14 protein-coding genes are annotated in these 17,445 nt (G+C 70.5%); 8 read left to right on the top strand and 6 right to left on the bottom strand.

The features are described from left to right. The first annotated feature begins 34 nt into the window (after nt 1–34). Entirely contained in the window at nt 35–1,207 is a 1,173-nt protein-coding gene (locus tag B0I32_RS37940) for an ROK family transcriptional regulator (protein WP_106247940.1), read from the top strand. 98 nt (nt 1,208–1,305) lie between these two features. On the opposite strand, the gene B0I32_RS61130 is transcribed toward B0I32_RS37940, so the two are convergent. Continuing rightward, nucleotides 1,306–1,536 carry an FCD domain-containing protein gene (locus tag B0I32_RS61130; protein ID WP_281262645.1) on the bottom strand — a complete coding sequence of 77 codons (231 nt, stop codon included), beginning with the start codon at nt 1,534–1,536 and terminating at the stop codon, nt 1,306–1,308. A 131-nt stretch (nt 1,537–1,667) separates the two neighbouring features. Here B0I32_RS61130 and B0I32_RS58165 point away from each other — a divergent pair, with 131 nt between their 5' ends. Continuing rightward, a complete protein-coding gene (locus B0I32_RS58165; RefSeq protein ID WP_181308245.1) occupies nt 1,668–2,162 on the top strand; it encodes a hypothetical protein in 495 nt (164 codons plus the stop codon). On the opposite strand, the gene B0I32_RS37925 is transcribed toward B0I32_RS58165, so the two are convergent. Genes B0I32_RS37925 through B0I32_RS37910 form a run of 4 tightly spaced genes read right to left on the bottom strand, consistent with a single transcriptional unit; the run spans nt 2,149 to nt 8,158 of the window. Next, nucleotides 2,149–5,154: an alpha-mannosidase gene (locus tag B0I32_RS37925; protein ID WP_106247939.1), complete on the bottom strand. Its 3,006-nt coding sequence runs from the start codon at nt 5,152–5,154 to the stop codon at nt 2,149–2,151. The two genes, B0I32_RS58165 and B0I32_RS37925, sit on opposite strands and share 14 nt — an antisense overlap. A gap of 31 nt (nt 5,155–5,185) precedes the next feature. Continuing rightward, entirely contained in the window at nt 5,186–5,962 is a 777-nt protein-coding gene (locus tag B0I32_RS37920; RefSeq protein WP_245956272.1) for a carbohydrate ABC transporter permease, read from the bottom strand. A gap of 55 nt (nt 5,963–6,017) precedes the next feature. Then, complete coding sequence (locus B0I32_RS37915; protein WP_106247937.1) at nt 6,018–6,890, bottom strand: carbohydrate ABC transporter permease; 873 nt, start codon at nt 6,888–6,890, stop codon at nt 6,018–6,020. Next, nucleotides 6,890–8,158, bottom strand: coding sequence for an ABC transporter substrate-binding protein (locus B0I32_RS37910; RefSeq protein ID WP_106247936.1), 1,269 nt, complete (start codon nt 8,156–8,158; stop codon nt 6,890–6,892). The genes B0I32_RS37915 and B0I32_RS37910 overlap by 1 nt, the downstream gene beginning before the upstream one ends. A 97-nt stretch (nt 8,159–8,255) precedes the next feature. Between B0I32_RS37910 and B0I32_RS37905 the strand changes: the two genes are divergently transcribed. Both B0I32_RS37905 and B0I32_RS37900 read left to right on the top strand, forming a co-directional pair. Continuing rightward, nucleotides 8,256–9,305, top strand: coding sequence for a LacI family DNA-binding transcriptional regulator (locus B0I32_RS37905; protein ID WP_106247935.1), 1,050 nt, complete (start codon nt 8,256–8,258; stop codon nt 9,303–9,305). 52 nt (nt 9,306–9,357) lie between these two features. Further along, on the top strand, nt 9,358–9,963 hold the full coding sequence (locus tag B0I32_RS37900; protein ID WP_106247934.1) for a VOC family protein: 606 nt from the start codon (nt 9,358–9,360) through the stop codon (nt 9,961–9,963). Nucleotides 9,964–10,095: 132 nt separating this feature from the next. Here the strand turns inward: B0I32_RS37900 and B0I32_RS37895 are convergent, their stop codons facing one another. Further along, on the bottom strand, nt 10,096–11,709 hold the full coding sequence (locus B0I32_RS37895) for an endo-1,4-beta-xylanase (RefSeq protein ID WP_245956281.1): 1,614 nt from the start codon (nt 11,707–11,709) through the stop codon (nt 10,096–10,098). A gap of 307 nt (nt 11,710–12,016) precedes the next feature. On the opposite strand from B0I32_RS37895, the gene B0I32_RS37890 reads away from it, so the two are divergent. From B0I32_RS37890 to B0I32_RS37875, 4 genes are all read left to right on the top strand, one after another. Beyond that, complete coding sequence (locus B0I32_RS37890) at nt 12,017–13,678, top strand: class I adenylate-forming enzyme family protein (RefSeq protein WP_106247932.1); 1,662 nt, start codon at nt 12,017–12,019, stop codon at nt 13,676–13,678. Nucleotides 13,679–14,839: 1,161 nt separating this feature from the next. Further along, entirely contained in the window at nt 14,840–15,247 is a 408-nt protein-coding gene (locus B0I32_RS37885; protein ID WP_106248044.1) for a hypothetical protein, read from the top strand. Between the two features lie 15 nt (nt 15,248–15,262). Continuing rightward, a complete protein-coding gene (locus B0I32_RS37880) occupies nt 15,263–15,613 on the top strand; it encodes a nuclear transport factor 2 family protein (protein ID WP_106247931.1) in 351 nt (116 codons plus the stop codon). 781 nt (nt 15,614–16,394) lie between these two features. Beyond that, entirely contained in the window at nt 16,395–17,351 is a 957-nt protein-coding gene (locus B0I32_RS37875) for a cyclase family protein (protein ID WP_245956271.1), read from the top strand. The last annotated feature ends 94 nt before the right edge of the window (nt 17,352–17,445 follow it).

The following is a 17,445-nucleotide window of genomic DNA, read 5'->3' as shown; positions in this document are numbered from 1 at the left end:
TACTAAGTCAACACTCTGTGGTGATATGTCTCACATGCAGCAGGGGACAAACCTGCCGAAGGTGGGGAGCTACAACCGTTCCGTGGTCCTGGAGACGATCCAGGCCTCGGACGGGATCAGTCGTGTCCGCATCGCCGCGATGACCGGGCTGACCGCCCAGACGGTCTCCGTCATCGTGCGCAGACTGCTGGAGGAGGGCCTGGTCGTCGAGGACGGCTCCGCGCCGTCGAGGGGTGGCAAGAGGCCCACCATCCTGCGGGTGTCGGCCGAGGCCGGCTACGCCGTGGGCGTGCACTTCGATCCGAAGGCGCTGTCGTGCGTGCTGGCCGACCTGGCCGGGCGGCCGGTCGCCCGGTTGCACCTGCCGGTCCGTCCCGGCGCCAGGCCGGACGGCGTGGTCAGGCAGATGGCCAGGGCGGCCCGGCGGATCCTGCGCGAGGCGGGGGTGCCGGACGGCAAGGTGCTCGGGGTGGGGCTGGCCTGCCCGGGGCCGCTGGACGAGGACGGCGTGATGGTCTCGCCGCCCCGGCTGGCGCACTGGGACCGGGTGCCGATCAGGGCGCTGCTGCGCGAGTACACCGGCTTCCCCGTGACCGTCGACAACGACGCCACGGCGGCGGCGATCGGCGAGCGGTGGGCCGGCATCGCCCGCTCCACGCCCAGCTTCGCCTACCTCTACCTGGGCACCGGCATCGGCGGCGGGCTCTTCCTGGACAACCAGGTCTACCGGGGCAGGTCGCTGAACGCGGCCGAGTTCGGGCACATGACGGTCGACCCGCAGGGCCCCGGGTGCTACTGCGGCAACCGGGGGTGCGTGGAGGCCGTGTGCTGCCCGAGCGCCATCGAGGCGGCCATGGGCGGCCTGCGCGACCACGCCGCCATCTGCGCGGCGGCGGCGAGCGGCGAGCCGGCCGCCCTCCGGGTGATCGAACGGGTGGCGGAACGGCTGGCCGACGCCGCCGTCAGCGTGGTCAACCTGCTGGACATCGACCTGCTCGTGCTGGGCGGGCCCGCGCTGCGGGAGGTCGGGGAGATCTACCGCGAGGTGATCGCGCGGGCGGTGTCGAGCCGCTCGCTGGCCCGGCGGCTGCATCCGGTCCGGGTGGAGACCTCGCCGATCGCGGCCGACGCCGCCGCGATCGGCGCCGCGTCGCTGGTCTTCCACGCCACGTACGCACCCCGCCTGGGCACCCTGCTCAGCGGCTGAGCCCGCTCGGCGGCTTCCGGCGGCTCCGGCGGCTTTCGGCGGCTTTCGGCGGCTTTCGGCGGCTTTCGGCGGCTTTCGGCGGCTTTCGGCGGCCGAGGCTAGAGTGCGGCCTCGTCCCGCCCGGCCTGCGCCAGCAGGTCCCGCATGGCCGTCTCGGCCGCGTCGGGATCACCCTCGCGTACGGCGTCCAGCACGGCGCGGTGCGTCGCCCCGAAGCCCCGCCGCTCCCCTGCCGAGTGCACGAGCCGGTCACGGGCCGACAGCGCCGCGGCGATCCCTGACCACCGTGTGGCTGGTGTCGTAGCGCCGGCCCAGCTCGACGGGGTCAAGCTGCCCCGTGCCCGCGAAATCGCCGCTCCCTCCGACAACCCGACGGTGATAAATCATATTTTAGGAAAACTCGGCCACATCGGCTGAGGGTCCCTCTCCTCGTCCTGGCCGCGAGGGCGGCACCTACGCGGTGCCGCAGGCGACCGGGCCCATGGCGCTCTACTACCGGGAGGACTTGCTGAAGAAGTGGGACATCAGATGCGAGCACCCGCGCGAGGCGGTGGACTTCGCGCTGTGGATCAAGCGCGACCCGGGCAGCGTCGAGACGCTGACCAAGAGCGGCTACGGCCGGCCCGCGGCCGTCTCCGGCATGTCCGACCCGCAGCTGACCAAGCCGTCGGCGTTCCTCGGCGGGCAGCGGACGGCCGGGCTGTGCACCGCCTCCTCCAACCAGGTGCCCAAGGGCTGGGTGTGGTGGCCGGCGTTCGACGACACGGTCAAGATCCTCAGTGACCGCGTCGAGGACGCGCTCAGCGGCAGGAGCACCCTGGTCGACGCGCTGGAGACCGGGCTCGCCGGTGTCGGTGATCCCGCTGATCGTGCTGTCCGGCGCGCTGCAGCGGTTCTGGCGCGCCGGACTCACGGAGGGCAGCGTACGCGAGTAGCGGGTGCTACGCGCGCTTGATCCGCAGCGTGACCAGCTCGAACGGCCGCAGCGTCACGGGGATGGCGTCCCCGGGGCGCTGCGGCTCGCCGGTCGGCCGCTCCAGCAGGTCGGTGGTGACGACCTCCGCCACGGGGAAGCCGGCCCGCAGCGTGGTGGCCGCGCGGCCGCCGGTGGACTCGTGGAAGCGGACGACCACGTCGCCGCTCCCGTCGTCGGCCAGCTTGACCGCGCTCACCACGACGGCGTCGTCGTCCACCCGGACCAGCGGCGCGACCTCGGCGCCGCCGGGCACCCTGCGCTCGGGCTGGTTGATGAACCAGCCCTCACGCACCGCGTCGCCGATCGTCGCGCCGGGGACGAGCGCGTGACGGAACCGGTGCACGCCCTGGTCGGTCTCCGGGTCGGGGAAGCGCGGGGCGCGCAGCAGCGAGGCGCGCAGCGTCGTCGTCGTGCCCGTCTCGTCCACGTCGCGGGTGACGTCGTGGCCGTAGGTGGAGTCGTTGACCAGGGCCACGCCCCAACCGGGCTCCTCCAGGTGCACGAAGCGGTGGTTGCACGCCTCGAACTTGGCCGCCTCCCAGCTCGTGTTGGTGTGGGTGGCGCGGTAGACGTGGCCGAACTGGCTCTCGGAGGCGTACCGGTCGGCGCGCACGTCCAGCGGGAAGGCCAGCTTGAGGAACTTCTCCCGCTCGTGCCAGTCGACCTCCGTCTCGATCTCCAGCCGCCCTTGGACGAGCGTGAGCCGCTGGGTCACCGACGAGTCGCCGAACGAGCGCCTGACCACGACCGCGTCCCCGTCGAGGCGCACCTCGTCGGCGTCGGTGAGGTCGGTGCCGGTGTTGCGGTAGAACTCGTCCACGTCCCAGGCGTCCCACTTGTTGGGGAAGTCGGGGTGGAGCTGCAGCAGGTTGGCCGGACGGCCCTGGGGGACCGTCTCCCTGCCGCTGCTGCGGTCGACGGCCGAGACGACCAGCCCGCGGCCGTCGATCTCCACCTGGAGCCGGTCGTCGGCCAGGACGTAGCCGCCGCCCTCGCGGGACCGCGCCTCGGTGCCCGCTCCCGTGGCCGCCGGCGCGGCGCCGCCCGCCGGGACGCCGGCGCGGGCGTGCGGGGCGCCGTTGAAGACCAGGGTGCCACGGGACGCATCACCCGCCGCATCGCCCGCCAGGGCCCGCTGGGCGCCGTCGATGATCGCGTTGAGCTCCTCCGCCACCAGCTCGTACGTCCTGCGCGCCTCCCGGTGCACCCACGCGATCGACGACCCCGGCAGGATGTCGTGGAACTGGTGCAGCAGCACCGTCTTCCAGATCCGGTCCAGCGCCTGGTAGGGATACTCGGCCCCGGCGCGCACGGCCGCCGTGGCCGCCCACAGCTCGGCCTCGCGCAGCAGCGCCTCGCTGCGCCGGTTGCCCTGCTTGGTCTTGGCCTGGCTGGTCAGCGTGGCCCGGTGCAGCTCCAGGTAGAGCTCGCCGACCCACACCGGCGGGTTCGGGTACTCGGCCTCGGCCGCGGCGAAGAAGTGGTCGGGCGTGTTCCACTCGACCCGGGGCGAGCCCTCCAGGTCGCGGACCCTGGCCGCCTTGGCCACCATCTCCCGCGTCGTGCCGCCGCCGCCGTCGCCGTACCCGGTCGGGGCCAGGGAGTGGCGGGCCACGCCCTTGTCCTTGAAGTTGCGCGCGGCGTGGGCGAGCTCGCGGCCGGTCATCGAGCAGTTGTAGGTGTCGACCGGCGGGAAGTGGGTGAAGACGCGGGTGCCGTCGATGCCCTCCCACAGGAACGTGTGGTGCGGGAACGTGTTCGTCTGGCTCCACGAGATCTTCTGCGTGAGCAGCCGCTTCGCCCCCGCCGCCTTGATGATCTGCGGCAGGCCGGCGGCGAACCCGAACGTGTCCGGCAGCCACACCTCCTCGTTGTCCACCCCGAACTCGTCGATGAAGAACCGCTTGCCGTGCACGAACTGCCTGGCCATGGCCTCGGAGCCGGGCATGTTCGTGTCGGACTCCACCCACATGCCGCCCGTCGGGACGAACCGCCCGGCCGCCACCGCCTTGGTCACCTTCGCCCACACCTCGGGCCGGTGCTCCTTGATCCAGGCCCACTGCTGCGCCTGTGACATGGCGAAGACGAAGTCGGGCTCGTCCTCCAGCAGCGCGGTCATGTTGGAGGCGGTGCGGGCCACCTTGCGCACGGTCTCGCGCAGCGGCCACAGCCAGGCCGAGTCGATGTGGGCGTGCCCGACGGCGGTGACCCGGTGCGCGGACGGCACCGCGGGCGACGACAGCACCCCGGTCAGCTCGGCCCTGGCGGCCTCCGCGCTGCCGCCCACGTCCTGAAGGTCGACCGCGTCCAGGGCCCGGTTCACCGCGCGCAGGATCTCGAGACGCCGGCCGCTGTCGGCGGGCAGCTCCAGCATGAGCTCGCCCAGCACCTCCAGGTCCATGACCAGCTCCCATACCGTCTTGTCGAAGACGGCCAGCTCCATCCGGCCCAGCCGGTAGAGCGGGTCGGAGCCGGCCGTCTCCTTGTCGCCCAGCTGGGTCGGCAGGAAGGGGTGGTAGTCGAGGATGACCGGGTTGGAGGCGGCCTCGATGTGCAGGCGCACCTCCTCGCCACCGCCGGCCGGAGAGCCGATCCGCACCCACGGCGTGCGCGGGTTGAGCGACTTCACCGGCGTGCCGTCGGGGCGGTAGACCAGGCCCTCACACTGGAAGCCGACCTTCCCCGGGTCGAAGCCCAGGTCCAGGATCGCCTCCACGATCTTCCCGCTCCACTCCCGCGGCACGGTGCCGGTCACGGTGAACCAGCTCGTGCTCCACGGCGGGCCCCACGGGTCTCCGACCGCGATCGGGCCGGGCGTCGCGGCCAGGCCCTCCGCCACCGGGACGGGCTCGCCGGGCGCGTGCCACACGGAGATCTCCAGCGGTACGGACTCGGGATAGATCGCCGGGCGGATCCGCTCGTCAAGGACACGCTTCAGACGGGCTTCGACCAGGGCACGGTCGTCATGCATCAGGAAAAACCTCTCCGCAGATGGTGATTTATCAGCCTTTGATGGCGCCTTCCTCCACGCCCTTGAAGAAGAAGCGCTGGAGCACGGCGAACACGATCACGATCGGCAGGAACGAGATCATCGTCCCCGCGGCGATCAGGCGCGGGTTGGCGCTGAACGTGCCGTTCAAATACTGCAGGCCGACGGTGAGTGTGTAGTTGTCGGGGTCGGTCAGGACGATCAGCGGCCACAGGAAGTCGTCCCATGCGCCGATGAACGCGAAGATCGTGACCACGCTGAGCATGCCACGCACGTTCGGCAGGCCGACGTGACGCAGCCGCTGCCACGCCGTCGCCCCGTCGATGATCGCGGCTTCGTCCATTTCGGGAGGAATCGCCTGAAACGCGGTACGCATCAACAGCACGTTAAGCATCCCGATCGCGCCGGGCAACGCCACCCCCAGGAGGGTGTCGGCCAGACCGAGGGAGCGGACGGTGACGTACTGGGAGATGATGGTCACCTCGGCGGGCAGCACGAGCGTCGCCAGGAACAGCCCGAGCAGCAGCTTCACGCCCCTGAAGCGGAGCTTGGCCAGGGCGAACCCGGCGAGCGTGGCCCCCGCGGCGTTGCCCGCCACCACGATGGCGGCCACGATCAGCGAGTTGACCGCGTAGGACCAGACCGGGATGGTCTCGGCGACCTCGGCGTAGTTGGACAGCGTCGGCCGTTCGGGCCAGAAGCTCGGCGTGCCGGTGTAGATGTCCTCCTGGAGGCTCTTGAGCGAGGTGGACAGCTGCCACAGGAACGGGGAGACGGTGATGACCAGCACGAGCAGGAGCAGGACGTAACGCAGCGCCTTCTCGCGGGCGGTGACTCCGGTGATGTCAGGCCGCCTTCCTGTTGAGCCGCAGCAGCGCCAGCATCGGCCCGAGCGTGACGACGAGCAGCAGCAGGCTGAGCGCGGAGGCGTAACCGAGATGGCCGGTGAAGCCGCGGCCGTAGAGCTGGATGAGCATCACCAGCGACATGTCCCGGCCGCCGGGGCCGCCGGTGCCGTTCGAGAGCACGTACAGCTCGGAGAACACGCGCAGGGCCGAGACCGACACCAGCACCGAGACCAGCAGCATCGTGTTGCGCACGCCGGGCACGGTGACGCTCCAGAAGCGGCGCACCGGGCCCGCGCCGTCCACGGCGGCGGCCTCGTGCAGCTCGCGCCGGACGTTCCCGAGCGCCGACAGGTAGATGATCATGTAGTAGCCGAGGCCCTTCCAGACGGTCAGGCTGATCGCGCTGAACAGCAGCAGCCACCGCTCGGTCAGGAACGGCACCGGCGTCGTCACCACGCCCAGCCCCTGCGCCAGGCCGTTGATCAGGCCGCGATCGTCCAGCAGCCAGCCCCAGATCAGCGCCACCACCACGGCCGAGGCCACCACGGGGGTGTAGAAGGCCGTGCGGAAGAACGTGATGCCGGGCAGCTTCTTCTCCACCAGGATCGCGATCAGCAGCGGCAGCATGGTCAGCAGCGGCAGGCAGACCAGCATGAACACGATGCTGTTGACCAGCGCGTCCACGAGCTGGGCGTCGCTCAGCGCGCGCTCGAAGTTGGCCAGGCCGGTGAAGTGGCCGCCGCCCAGCGGCTTGGCGTTGGTGAACGCCAGCACCACCGTGTTGATCGCCGGCCACACCGAGAACACGAACAACCAGACCGCCGCGGGCGCCACCAGCACCCACGGCGTGAACCAGCGGTGATGGGTCATCAGCTCTTCAGCAGCTCGTCGCACTTGGCCACGGCGGCGTCCAGCGCCTCCCGCGACGTCGCCTCGCCGCTGACGGCCAGCGAGAACTGCTGCCTGACCAGCTTCTTCATCGCCTCGGTGACCTGGACGGGCTCCAGCACCTTCGCCTCGGCCAGCGACTCGAACGCGATCACCTTGGCGTCGCCCGAGTTGCTGCCGTCGCTCTTGCTGAAGAACGGATCGTTCGCCGAGGCGACGGTGCTGGGGAAGATGTTCACCAGACGGGCGAACGCGGCCTGGTTCTCGGCGCTGGTGACCCAGCGGGCCAGGGCGAGCGCGGCGGGCGCGTTCTTCGTCGCCTTGGAGATCGACAGGCCCTGCACATAGAGGGGCGGCGTGCCCATCGCCTTCGACGGCACGACCTTGGGCGCCAAGGTCGGGTTGTCGGTGGCCAGGCTCGTGATGTAGTTGCCGCCGCCGGTCGTCCAGGCGACCGTGCCCTCGTTGAAGAGCTTGGCGTTGCCCGCGTAGGTGTCGGTGAGCACGTCGCGGGGCAGCAGGCCCTCCTTGAACGCGTCGCGGTACTTGTCGAGCAGCGCCACCGCCTCAGGGGTGTTGAAGGTGAAGCGGGCGCCGTCGGGCGACATGATGGGCACGCCCGCGTTCGTCAGGTCGCCCAGCTCGGGGCGGCGGCTCATCAGGAAGACCTTGCCGCCCGACTTCTCCTTGAGCGTCCTGGCCTGGGCGATGAGCTCGTCCAGGCTCGCCGGCAACTTCTCGGGGTCGAGCCCGTTCTTCTTGAGCAGCTCGGTGTTCCAGTAGTTGACGTCGGTGTTGAGGTACCACGGGTAGCCGTACGCGCCCTGGACGCCCGGGTAGCGGTAGGCGTCGAGGGCGCCGGGGACGTACTCGGCGGCCAGCTTCTGATCGGCCTGGGCGACGTCCAGCAGGATGCCCTGCCTGATCAGCGGGACGGCGAAGTCGGGCGGCAGATTGACCACGTCGGGCAGGGTGCCGCCGGCCGCCTGGGTGAGGACCTTGTCGGAGTAGCCCTCGGCCGGCTGGTCGAGCCATTCGACCTCGGTGCCCGGATACCGCTTCTCGAAGCCGTCGATGACGCCCTGGACGTAGTCGGTGAACTTCGGCTTCAGTGCCCACGTCTGCAGGCTCACCTTGCCCTTCACCGCGCCGCCCGCGCTCGGGGCGGGTTCCTCCTCCGCGGCTCCGCCGAGCCCGCAGCCCGCGATCGTGACGACCAGTAAGGCCAGTCCTGCCCAGTACCTTCGCATCGCGCTCTCCTTCGGGCACTAAACCGCTCTAGTTGCCGGACTATTACCGGGCTAGACTCCGCTGTCAATAGCCGGCCACGAGACCGAGGAGCGCGCGTTGGCCCGACCGACGATCGCCGACATCGCCCGGCGGGTGGGGGTGTCCAAGGGCGCGGTGTCGTTCGCGCTGAACGGCCGTCCCGGCGTCAGCGAGGCGACCAGGGCGCGCATCCTGGAGGCGGCCAGGGAGATGAACTGGCGCCCCCACAGCGCCGCCAGGGCGCTCGGCGGCGCCAGGGCGGAGGCCGTCGGGCTGGTCATCGCCCGGCCGGCCAGCACGCTGGGCGTGGAGCCGTTCTTCGCCCAGCTCCTGTCGGGGCTGCAGGCCCGGCTGTCGCGCCAGCAGGTGGCCATGCACCTGCTCGTCGTCGAGGACTCCGCGGCCGAGGTCGAGGTCTACCGCGAGTGGACGTCGGCGCACCGGGTGGACGGGTTCATCCTGGTCGACCCGCAGGTCCGCGATCCGCGCCCGGCGGCGCTGGAGGAGCTGGGCGCGCCGGCCGTGGTGCTCGGCGGGTCGGGCGGGCCCGGACCGCTGTCCAGCGTGTGGGCCGACGACAGGGAGGCGATGCTGTCGGTCGTCGACTACCTGGCCGCGCTCGGGCACCGGCGGATCGGGCACGTCGCGGGCCTGCCCGGGTTCCGGCACACCCAGCGGCGCATCCGCGCGCTGCGCGACTCGGCCGGGCGGCTCGGCCTGACCGGCGCGGTGTCCCTGCCCACCGACTTCAGCGACGCCGAGGGCGCGGCGGCGACGCGGACGCTGCTCTCACGCGGCCGGGCGAGAGCGGCGGCCGGGGCCACCCGGCCGACCGCCATCGTGTACGACAGCGACGTGATGGCCCTGGCCGGGCTGGGCGTGGCGATGGAGATGGGCGTGCGCGTGCCGGACGAGCTGTCCATCGTGGCCTTCGACGACTCCGTGCTGACCCGGGTGACCCATCCGGCCATCACCTCGCTGTCGCGCGACACGTTCGCGCTCGGCGGGCAGGTGGCCGAGGTCCTGCTGGAGGTGATCGCCGACCCCGGCACCCGCAGGAACGTCAAGACCGCCACGCCCCGCCTCGTCATCAGGGGCAGCACAGCCGCGCCCGCTAAAACGGTTTAGATGTCAGTCCGCGGCTCTTACCGGGAGTAGTTGAAAGGCGTACGTTTGGGGCATGGCTGCGACCCCGGAAACGGTGCACTGGCGTGGTGTGCACCATCTCGCCCTCGTGACCGCGGACATGGACGCGACCGTGCGCTTCTGGCACGGCGTGCTCGATGCCCGCCTCGTCACCACCCTCGCCGTCCCCGCGTTCAAGCACTACTTCTTCGAGGTCGGCACGGGCAACACCGTCGCCTTCTTCGAGTACACCGACCAGGACCTCGACAGTTTCGCCAAGCCGGCGGGCGTCCCGTACGCGAAGGCGGCCCAGTTCGACCACCTGGCGCTGCACCTGCCGGACGAGGACGCGCTCAACCGGCTGCGCGACCGGCTCAAGGCGCACGGCTGCGAGGTCACCGACGTCATCGACCACGGCTTCCTGCGCTCGATCTACTTCAGCGACCCCAACGGCATCGCGATGGAGGCGTCCTGGTGGACCGTCGACCCGACGGGGCGGCCGGTGGACTACGCCGACGAGCGGCTGTTCGCCGACCCGGATCCCGTGCCGGCCGTGCGTGAGCTGCGCGAGGAGGGACGCCTGCGCCACACGGTCGCCACCCGCCTGGTGGACGGGATCGTGGAGGACCTCCGCCGCGAGGGGATCACCCTGGACCCGTGACCCCGGCCGTTCGTCGCCGCGGCTCGCCGGCTTGTCGCGGTTCATCGCCGTTCGTTGATCGAGAGGATCCCCCGGGGTGGTCACCACATGCCGGGCGGGCAGGCGGGCAGGCCCACCCCGAGGGATCCCCGCTCATGCGCAGGTGTAGCTCGAGGGCGTCTGCGTGTCGCCACTCGGCCGGCTGACCTGGAAGCCGAAGCTGGTGCTCGCCCCGGCACCCAGGTTGCCGTTGTAGTTCGCGTTCCTGGCCGTCACGTTCTGGCCGCTGACGGTCACGGCGGCGTTCCACGATCCGGTCAGGGTGTGGCCCGATGGCAGGGTGAAGGTGACGGTCCAGCCGGTGATCGCGGACGAGCCGCCGTTGGTCACCGTCACGGGCTGCACGACGTAGCCGGTGTTCCACTGGGTCTGCACGGTCGGCGTGGCCGTGCAGGCGCCGCCGACGGGGCCCGTCGTGGTGGTGAACGTGGCCGCCGCTGAGTTGCCGGAGACGTTCCCGGCCCCGTCCCGCGCCCGCACGTAGACCTGGTACTTCGTGCTCGGGGTCAGCCCGGTCAGGTTGATCGAGGCGGTGGTGCTCCGCCCGAGCAGCGTGTCGTTCGTCCCCTGCTCGCGGTAGACGTCGTACCCGGCCAGCCCGCTGCCGCCGCTGTCGGTCGAGGCGGCCCACGTCAGCGTGGCCGAGTTGGAGGTGACGTTGCTCGACGCCGGCGTGCCCGGCGCGCTCGGCGGCGTGGTGTCGGTGGAGGTGCCGCCCGCCAGCGCGTCGTGCACGGCGGTGTAGGCGGGCTTCTGCTGGTAGCTCTCGTCGTAGATCAGCGCGGCGCCCTCACCGGAGAACGTGTCCGGCACCCACGAGTACTTGTCGGTGAAGCCCCAGATCGTCACCCCGGCGCAGGCGGTGACCGCGTTGCAGGCGTTGACCACGTTGCGGTAGTAGGTGGCCTGCGTGCTGTCCTTGCTGCTGTTCCTGGGCATCTGCATGCGGATGTCCAGCTCGGTGATCCGGACCTGCACGCCGAGGTCGGCGAAGCGCTGCAGGTTCTGCTGCAGGTCGTTCGGGAAGCCGTACTGGATCGCGAGGTGACCCTGGAAGCCCACGCAGTCCACCGGGACGCCCTGCTGGCGCAGCGACGAGACCAGGTTGTACATCGCGGTGCTCTTGGCGTTGATGCCCTCGACGTTGTAGTCGTTGATGCACAGCCGGGCGTTGGAGTCGGCGGCGCGGGCGGCGCGGAAGGCGTCGGCGATGTAGCTCTGGCCCAGGGTGTTGTACCAGAACGAGGTGCGCATGTTGCCGTTGTCGTCGAAGACCTCGTTCACCACGTCCCAGGACACCACGGCCGGGTTGTCGGCGTATCGGCCGACGACCCCGCTGATGTGGTTCTGGATCGCCGTGCGCATGGCACTGGCGCCGAGGCCCTGCACCCAGCCGGGCGTCTGCTGGTGCCAGACCAGCGTGTGGCCGTGGACCTGCTGGCTGTTCTGCGTGGCGAAGTTGACGATGGCGTCGGCGCCGGAGAAGTTGAACTGGCCCTGGCTGGGCTCGGTGGAGTCCCACTTCATCGCGTTCTCGGCGGTCACCTGGTTGAACTCGGTGGCCGCGATGTTGCGGTAGGAGCTCTCGCCGGACAGCGGACTGGTGGCGAGCGCCGCGCCGATGAACTTGCCCCGCGCGGCGGCGTGCGTGCGCAGGGGCGCCGACGCTTCGGCCGCGGTGGCGGGCAGGAGGAAGGCGGCGAGCATCCCCACCAAGGCGAGGACTCTGGGGAGCGAGGACGAATGCACGGGCATCTACCTCCGGAGGCAGGCACTCGATTCCGAAAGTTTCGGCCTGAGTCAGACCGCATCGCCGACGGTATTGATCTGCCTATCAGCGGTCAACAGCGCACTGACCACCGCGCCAAAGCAGCAGATGGCGCACAGAAACTATCGGCTTTGCCATGAAACTTTCATGCCCCGTTGAGCGCGACACGCGTATCTAGCGCCACGTACCTACCGGTCGGTACTGTGAATTATCCGGAATAATCGTCCATTGCGGGAGTTCTGCGGTATGTCTCTTTCGCACGCCCAGGTCCAGGCTCAGCTCACCGGTCCCGGCCAGCTGTTCGAGATGCAGGAGATCGGCGACACCGGCGTACGCACCTGGAAGCACGCGCCGGCGCACTTCCGGGCGCTGCTGGAGATGAGCAGGTTCCACGGCGAGAAGGTCTTCCTCGTGTACGAGGACGAGCACATCACGTTCGAGGACCACTTCCGCCGCGCCGCCACCCTGGCGGGCCGCCTGGTCGAGGAGTACGGCGTGGGCAAGGGCGACCGGGTGGCCGTGGCGATGCGCAACTATCCGGAGTGGGTGATCTCGTTCTCGGCCGTGCTGGCCGCGGGAGCCATCGCCGTACCGCTCAACGCCTGGTGGACGGAGGCCGAGCTGGCCTACGGCGTGAGCGACTCCGGCGCCAAGGTGCTGATCGCGGACGGAGAGCGCGCGCTCAGGCTGGCCTCGACGGGCGTGCCGCTGATCGTCACCCGGGGCGAGGCGCCGGCGGGGGCGCGCACGTTCGAGGACGTCCTGGGCGAGGTCACCGCCGACGTGAAACTCCCCGACGTCGAACTCCTCCCCGACGACCCGGCCACGATCTTCTACACCTCGGGTACGACAGGCCACCCCAAGGGCGCCCTGGGCAGCCACCGCAACCTCGGCCAGTCCCCCATGACGGTCGCGTACGGGCTGATGCGCGCGGTCGCCCTGTCCGGCAAGGACGTCGCCGCGGCGGCCGGCACGCGCCGGATCACCCTGCTGACCGTCCCGCTCTTCCACGTCACCGGCTGCTTCTCGGCCATGACCACCACCATGTTCAGCGGCGGCGGCCTGGTCCTGATGTACAAGTGGGACCCCGAGCAGGCGCTGCGCCTCATCGAGCGCGAGCGGGTCTCCGCGATGATCGGCGTGCCCACCAACGCCTGGCAGCTCATGTCCCACCCCGACTTCGGCAAGTACGACCTGTCGTCCCTCACCACCCTCGGCTACGGCGGCGCTCCCGCCCCGCCCAAGCTCCTCGAACGCATCACCACGAACCTCCCCGACCGCGCCCCCTCCAACGGCTACGGCATGACCGAGACCACCGCCCTGGCCATCGGCAACGGCGGCGCCGACTACCACGCCAGGCCCGACAGCATCGGCCGCCCCTCCCCCGTGGTGGACGTGCGCGTGGTCGACCCCCTGGGCGCCGAACTGCCGCCCGGCGAGGTCGGCGAGCTGTGCGTCCGCGGCCCGAACGTCATCCTCGGCTACTGGAACAAGCCGGAGGCGACCGCGCAGACCTTCGTCGGCGGCTGGCTGCACACCGGCGACCTGGCCAAGATGGACGAAGAGGGCTTCGTCTACATCGTGGACCGGGCCAAGGACATGGTGATCAGGGGCGGCGAGAACGTCTACTGCGCCGAGGTCGAGGCCGCCCTCTTCGAACACCCGGCAGTGGACGACGCCGCCGTGATCGGCGTCCCACACGACGAGCTGGGCGAGGAGGTAGGAGCGGTCATCCGCACAGCCCCCGGCGCCTCGGTCACCCCGGACGAACTCCGAACCTTCCTCACGGACCGCATCGCCAAGTTCAAGATCCCCGCCCATTTCTGGTTCCGCGACGCCGAACTCCCCCGCAACCCCGGCGGCAAAATCCTCAAAACCCACCTCCGCCGCGAAGTCCTGGGCACCTAACCCACCCAAGCCCTCGACCCACCAGCCGACCCACCCAGAAGCTCCAGCCCACCAGCCGCACCCCGCCTCACACAATCCCGCGCAGCCAGCCCGGCCGCCACGGCCCCCCGCCGTGGCGGCCGTCGTCCACCCACCCGCCATCGCGCACCCTCACCGACGGCAACGGCAACGGCAACGGCAACGGCAACGGGACCAGGCCAACACAACTGAGCCCTGCACGGCCCACGCAGCAGCCTGAGCCACCGCAACCCGGCCACCCACGAAGCCGCCGCCGCTGGCCTGACCACCACGATGGCATCCGTCAAACCAGAGCAAGCTCAAGCACCACCACCCTCAACACCAGACGCAGGCCACCTCCGCACCCCCGCACCCCCGCACCCCCAGCGTCGATCACACCATCAGCCGGCGGTCAGTGTGCTGCTGTTGCGCTTGCTCCGAGCCCAGCACCTCGCCACACTCCATCGCTCCGCACTCCTGCACGCGCACCCGACACTCTGCATACCAGCGCATCCGTTCCCAGCGCCCCACCCAGGCGCGACACGGGCACAGCCGCCACCCAGCGCGCTGAGCACCCGTCCCCCTCGCCAGACGCGCGCCACACCAGCACCGCACCGGACCCACGCACGCGCCACACGAGCACGCGCACCGCCACCCGGCCGGTACCCACCGCACCCATACCAGACGCCCGCCATACCGGCACCAGGCCCACGCACGCGCGAGTACACCAGCACACAGCCGCCAGGAGCACATCCGGCACCCACCGCGCCCGGCAGCACGCTTGACCAGCGCACCCGGCCACTCGCGCCATAACCCACTCCTGGGGCGGGCGAGCCAGCGCATCCCGTCACCTGACAGGCACGCGTTACGCCAGCACCCGGCCCACCCGGCGCACTCGGTCCAGCGCTCCCGGCACCCGGTCCGCTCAACCCCACCGGCGGCGATTCTCCCCGGCCGCCGGGCGGAAAGCGCCGTCGGACATCACCCCGGCAAGCCCCGGCAGCGCCCCCACCCCTCCCCCTTGTGACAGGGGTCATAGTTCTCGCCTTTGCCCTGGTCAATCCGTACGTCGACACCATCGCTTACCTGAGGCGTAATCGCGGCCCCTACCCCCGCCCTGACATCTTTCAGGTGTTCGCACTGAGGCCGATGAAGGAGCCCGAGATGACCGCCGTGCCCGTCACCACCGACCGGATGAAGTTCCTGCGCCTCGCGCTGACCGCCGACGCCGTCGTCACCGGCGGCAACGGGCTGATCTACCTCGCGTTCGCCGACCCGGTGAGCACCCTGCTCGGCCCGGACGCCGGCCTGCTGCGTGCGATCGGCGGCTTCCTGCTCGCGTACGGCGCCGCCGTCGCCCTCGTGGCCGGCCGCCGCACGATCAGCCCCGTCGCCACCAAGGCGGTGATCGCCGCGAACGCCATCTGGACCCTGGGCAGCGTCGCGGCCGTCGTCACCGGCGCGGCCGGCTTCACCACGGTGGGCGCCGTCTGGGCCATCGCCCAGGCCCTGGTGGTGGCCGGGTTCGCCGAGCTCCAGATCACCGGCCTGCGCAAGAGCCGCACCAACTAGTACGGGAGACACACCATGACCCTCATCGACCGCTACATCGACTGCTGGAACCAGACCGACCCCGAGGCCCGAGCCAAGGCCGTGGCCGAGCTCTGGACCAAGGACGCCACCTACACCGACCCCCTCGCGGACGTCACCGGCCACGCCGGCATCGCCGCGGTGATCGAGGCCGCACAGGGCATGTTCCCCGGCCTGGTCTTCTCCCCGGGCGAGGGGTACGACGCCCACCACCACATCGCCCGTTTCACCTGGCACCTGGGCCCGGAGGGCGGGGAGCCGGTCGCCGTCGGCTTCGACGTGGCCGAACTGGCCGAAGACGGCCGCATCCGCAAGGTCCTCGGCTTCCTGGACAAGGTCCCCTCCTGACCTCAGGAACAGAGGCTCCCCCGGGACAACCTCCCGGGGGAGCCTCTGGACAAAGCCACGCAAAAGACCCGCCCACCGGGACCGGCCCGCCCGGAAAAGGGACGTTCCCCCGCAATGCGACGGCCATCCGGAAGAGGACAGGCCAAGAGGGACGAACCCAAGAGGGACGGGCGCAAGAGGGACGGGCGCAAGAAGACGGTCACCGGAAGGAACGGCCCCGTAGACGACGGCTCCCCGAAGAAGACGACCTTCCGAGGGACTTCTGGCCCAAGCCCCAGGAACAGACCCGCCCGAGCAAATGGGGACAATCCCGGGAATGGGGGCCGGCCGCCCGAAAGACAACGGCCCCTCGAAGAGCACGGCCTCCCTGAAGCTCTGGGCCAAGCCCGGGAAGGGACCACCCGAGAACGGAACGATCCCCCGGAATAGGACGGCCAGCCGGAAACGAACGGCCACCCGAGGAGGACTCCCTCAAGAGGACGGCCTCAAGAGTCAGTCACCGGCAAGAACGGCCCGAAAGCTGACGACCGCCTGGAAGGGGACGATCCCCAGAAAGGACGACTGCACGAAAAGGACGACCACCCAACAAGGACGTCGACCCGAAGAGGACGGCCGACCCGAAGCAGAGACTCCCCCGGCACGGCTCGAATTCCGGATGGCAGGGCCGGCTCACACCATCTCTCCAGCCCCGACATACAAGATCAGTCGGATCTCGAAGAAGAGATCGGGATACTCTGCCTGCGGTGCCTCGAACCACGTGACCGAAGGAGTCGACGCTGAGATGACGGCAGAGCGACCGATGCCTACCCAGGCCGACGTACTCGGCTACTTCGACACGCTGTCCAACTGGGGCCGATGGGGCGAGGACGACGAGCGCGGCACCCTGAACCACATCACCGACGACGTCCGACAGGCGGCGGCACAGGCCGTGCGTCACGGCAGGAGCGTGTCGTGCGCGTGGGAGATCGCCGTACCCGAGGAGATGGAGCGGTCGACGACGTCGTGCCCGTGCGCCGCCGACATGCCGGGCGCCGAGAACATGCCGGTGGCGGCGTTCCACAAGGATCGACGCTGGGGCTTCTCGTCCGAACGGCTCGGCCTCACCTTCCACGGCAACACGATCACCCACATCGACTCGCCGTGCCACCTCTTCTGGGACGGCGCCATGTACAACGGGCGCCCGCACTCGCTGGTCGACACCGCGACGGGATCGGCGTGGGCGGCCGTCACGGCGGCGGCGAACGGGATCGTCACGCGCGGCGTCCTGCTGGACATCGCGGCCGTGCGGGGCGTGCCGTGGCTCGAACCGGGCGAAGGGGTCTTCCCCGACGATATCGAGGAGGCCGAACGTCGCCAGGGTGTACGGGTGCGCTCCGGCGACGCGGTCCTCCTGCGGACCGGCCACGGCCGCGCCCGGCACGAGGCCGCCGCGCCCGCCGGTTTCACCCAGACCGGCTGGCACGCGTCGTGCCTGCCGTGGCTCCAGGAGCGCGAGGTAGCGCTGATCGGCGCCGACACCCCGCAGGAGGTTCAGCCGTCCGGGTACGACGACGTGCTGATGCCGGTGCACGCCGTCGGCCTCGTCGCGATGGGCCTGTGGCTGCTCAACAACTGCGACCTGGAGGCCTGCGCGGCGACGGCCGCCGAGCTCGGCCAGTGGGACTTCCAACTCGCGGTCGTACCGATCCGCTTCGCCGGCACCTCCGGCAGCCCCATCAACCCCATCGCCACCTTCTGACCCAAATCCCCAAGGTCCCCGCCGTCTGACCACCCCGCACTGCGGTTCCCGACGTGCCCACAAATTGACCGCAGTTCACGAGGTATCCGCCACC

The organism is Nonomuraea fuscirosea (assembly GCF_003001935.1).
In the GTDB taxonomy this organism is placed as follows: Bacteria; Actinomycetota; Actinomycetes; order Streptosporangiales; family Streptosporangiaceae; genus Nonomuraea; species Nonomuraea fuscirosea.
The sequence above is the reverse complement of the archived record's forward strand: the minus strand, read 5'-3'. Positions and strand labels throughout refer to the sequence as shown.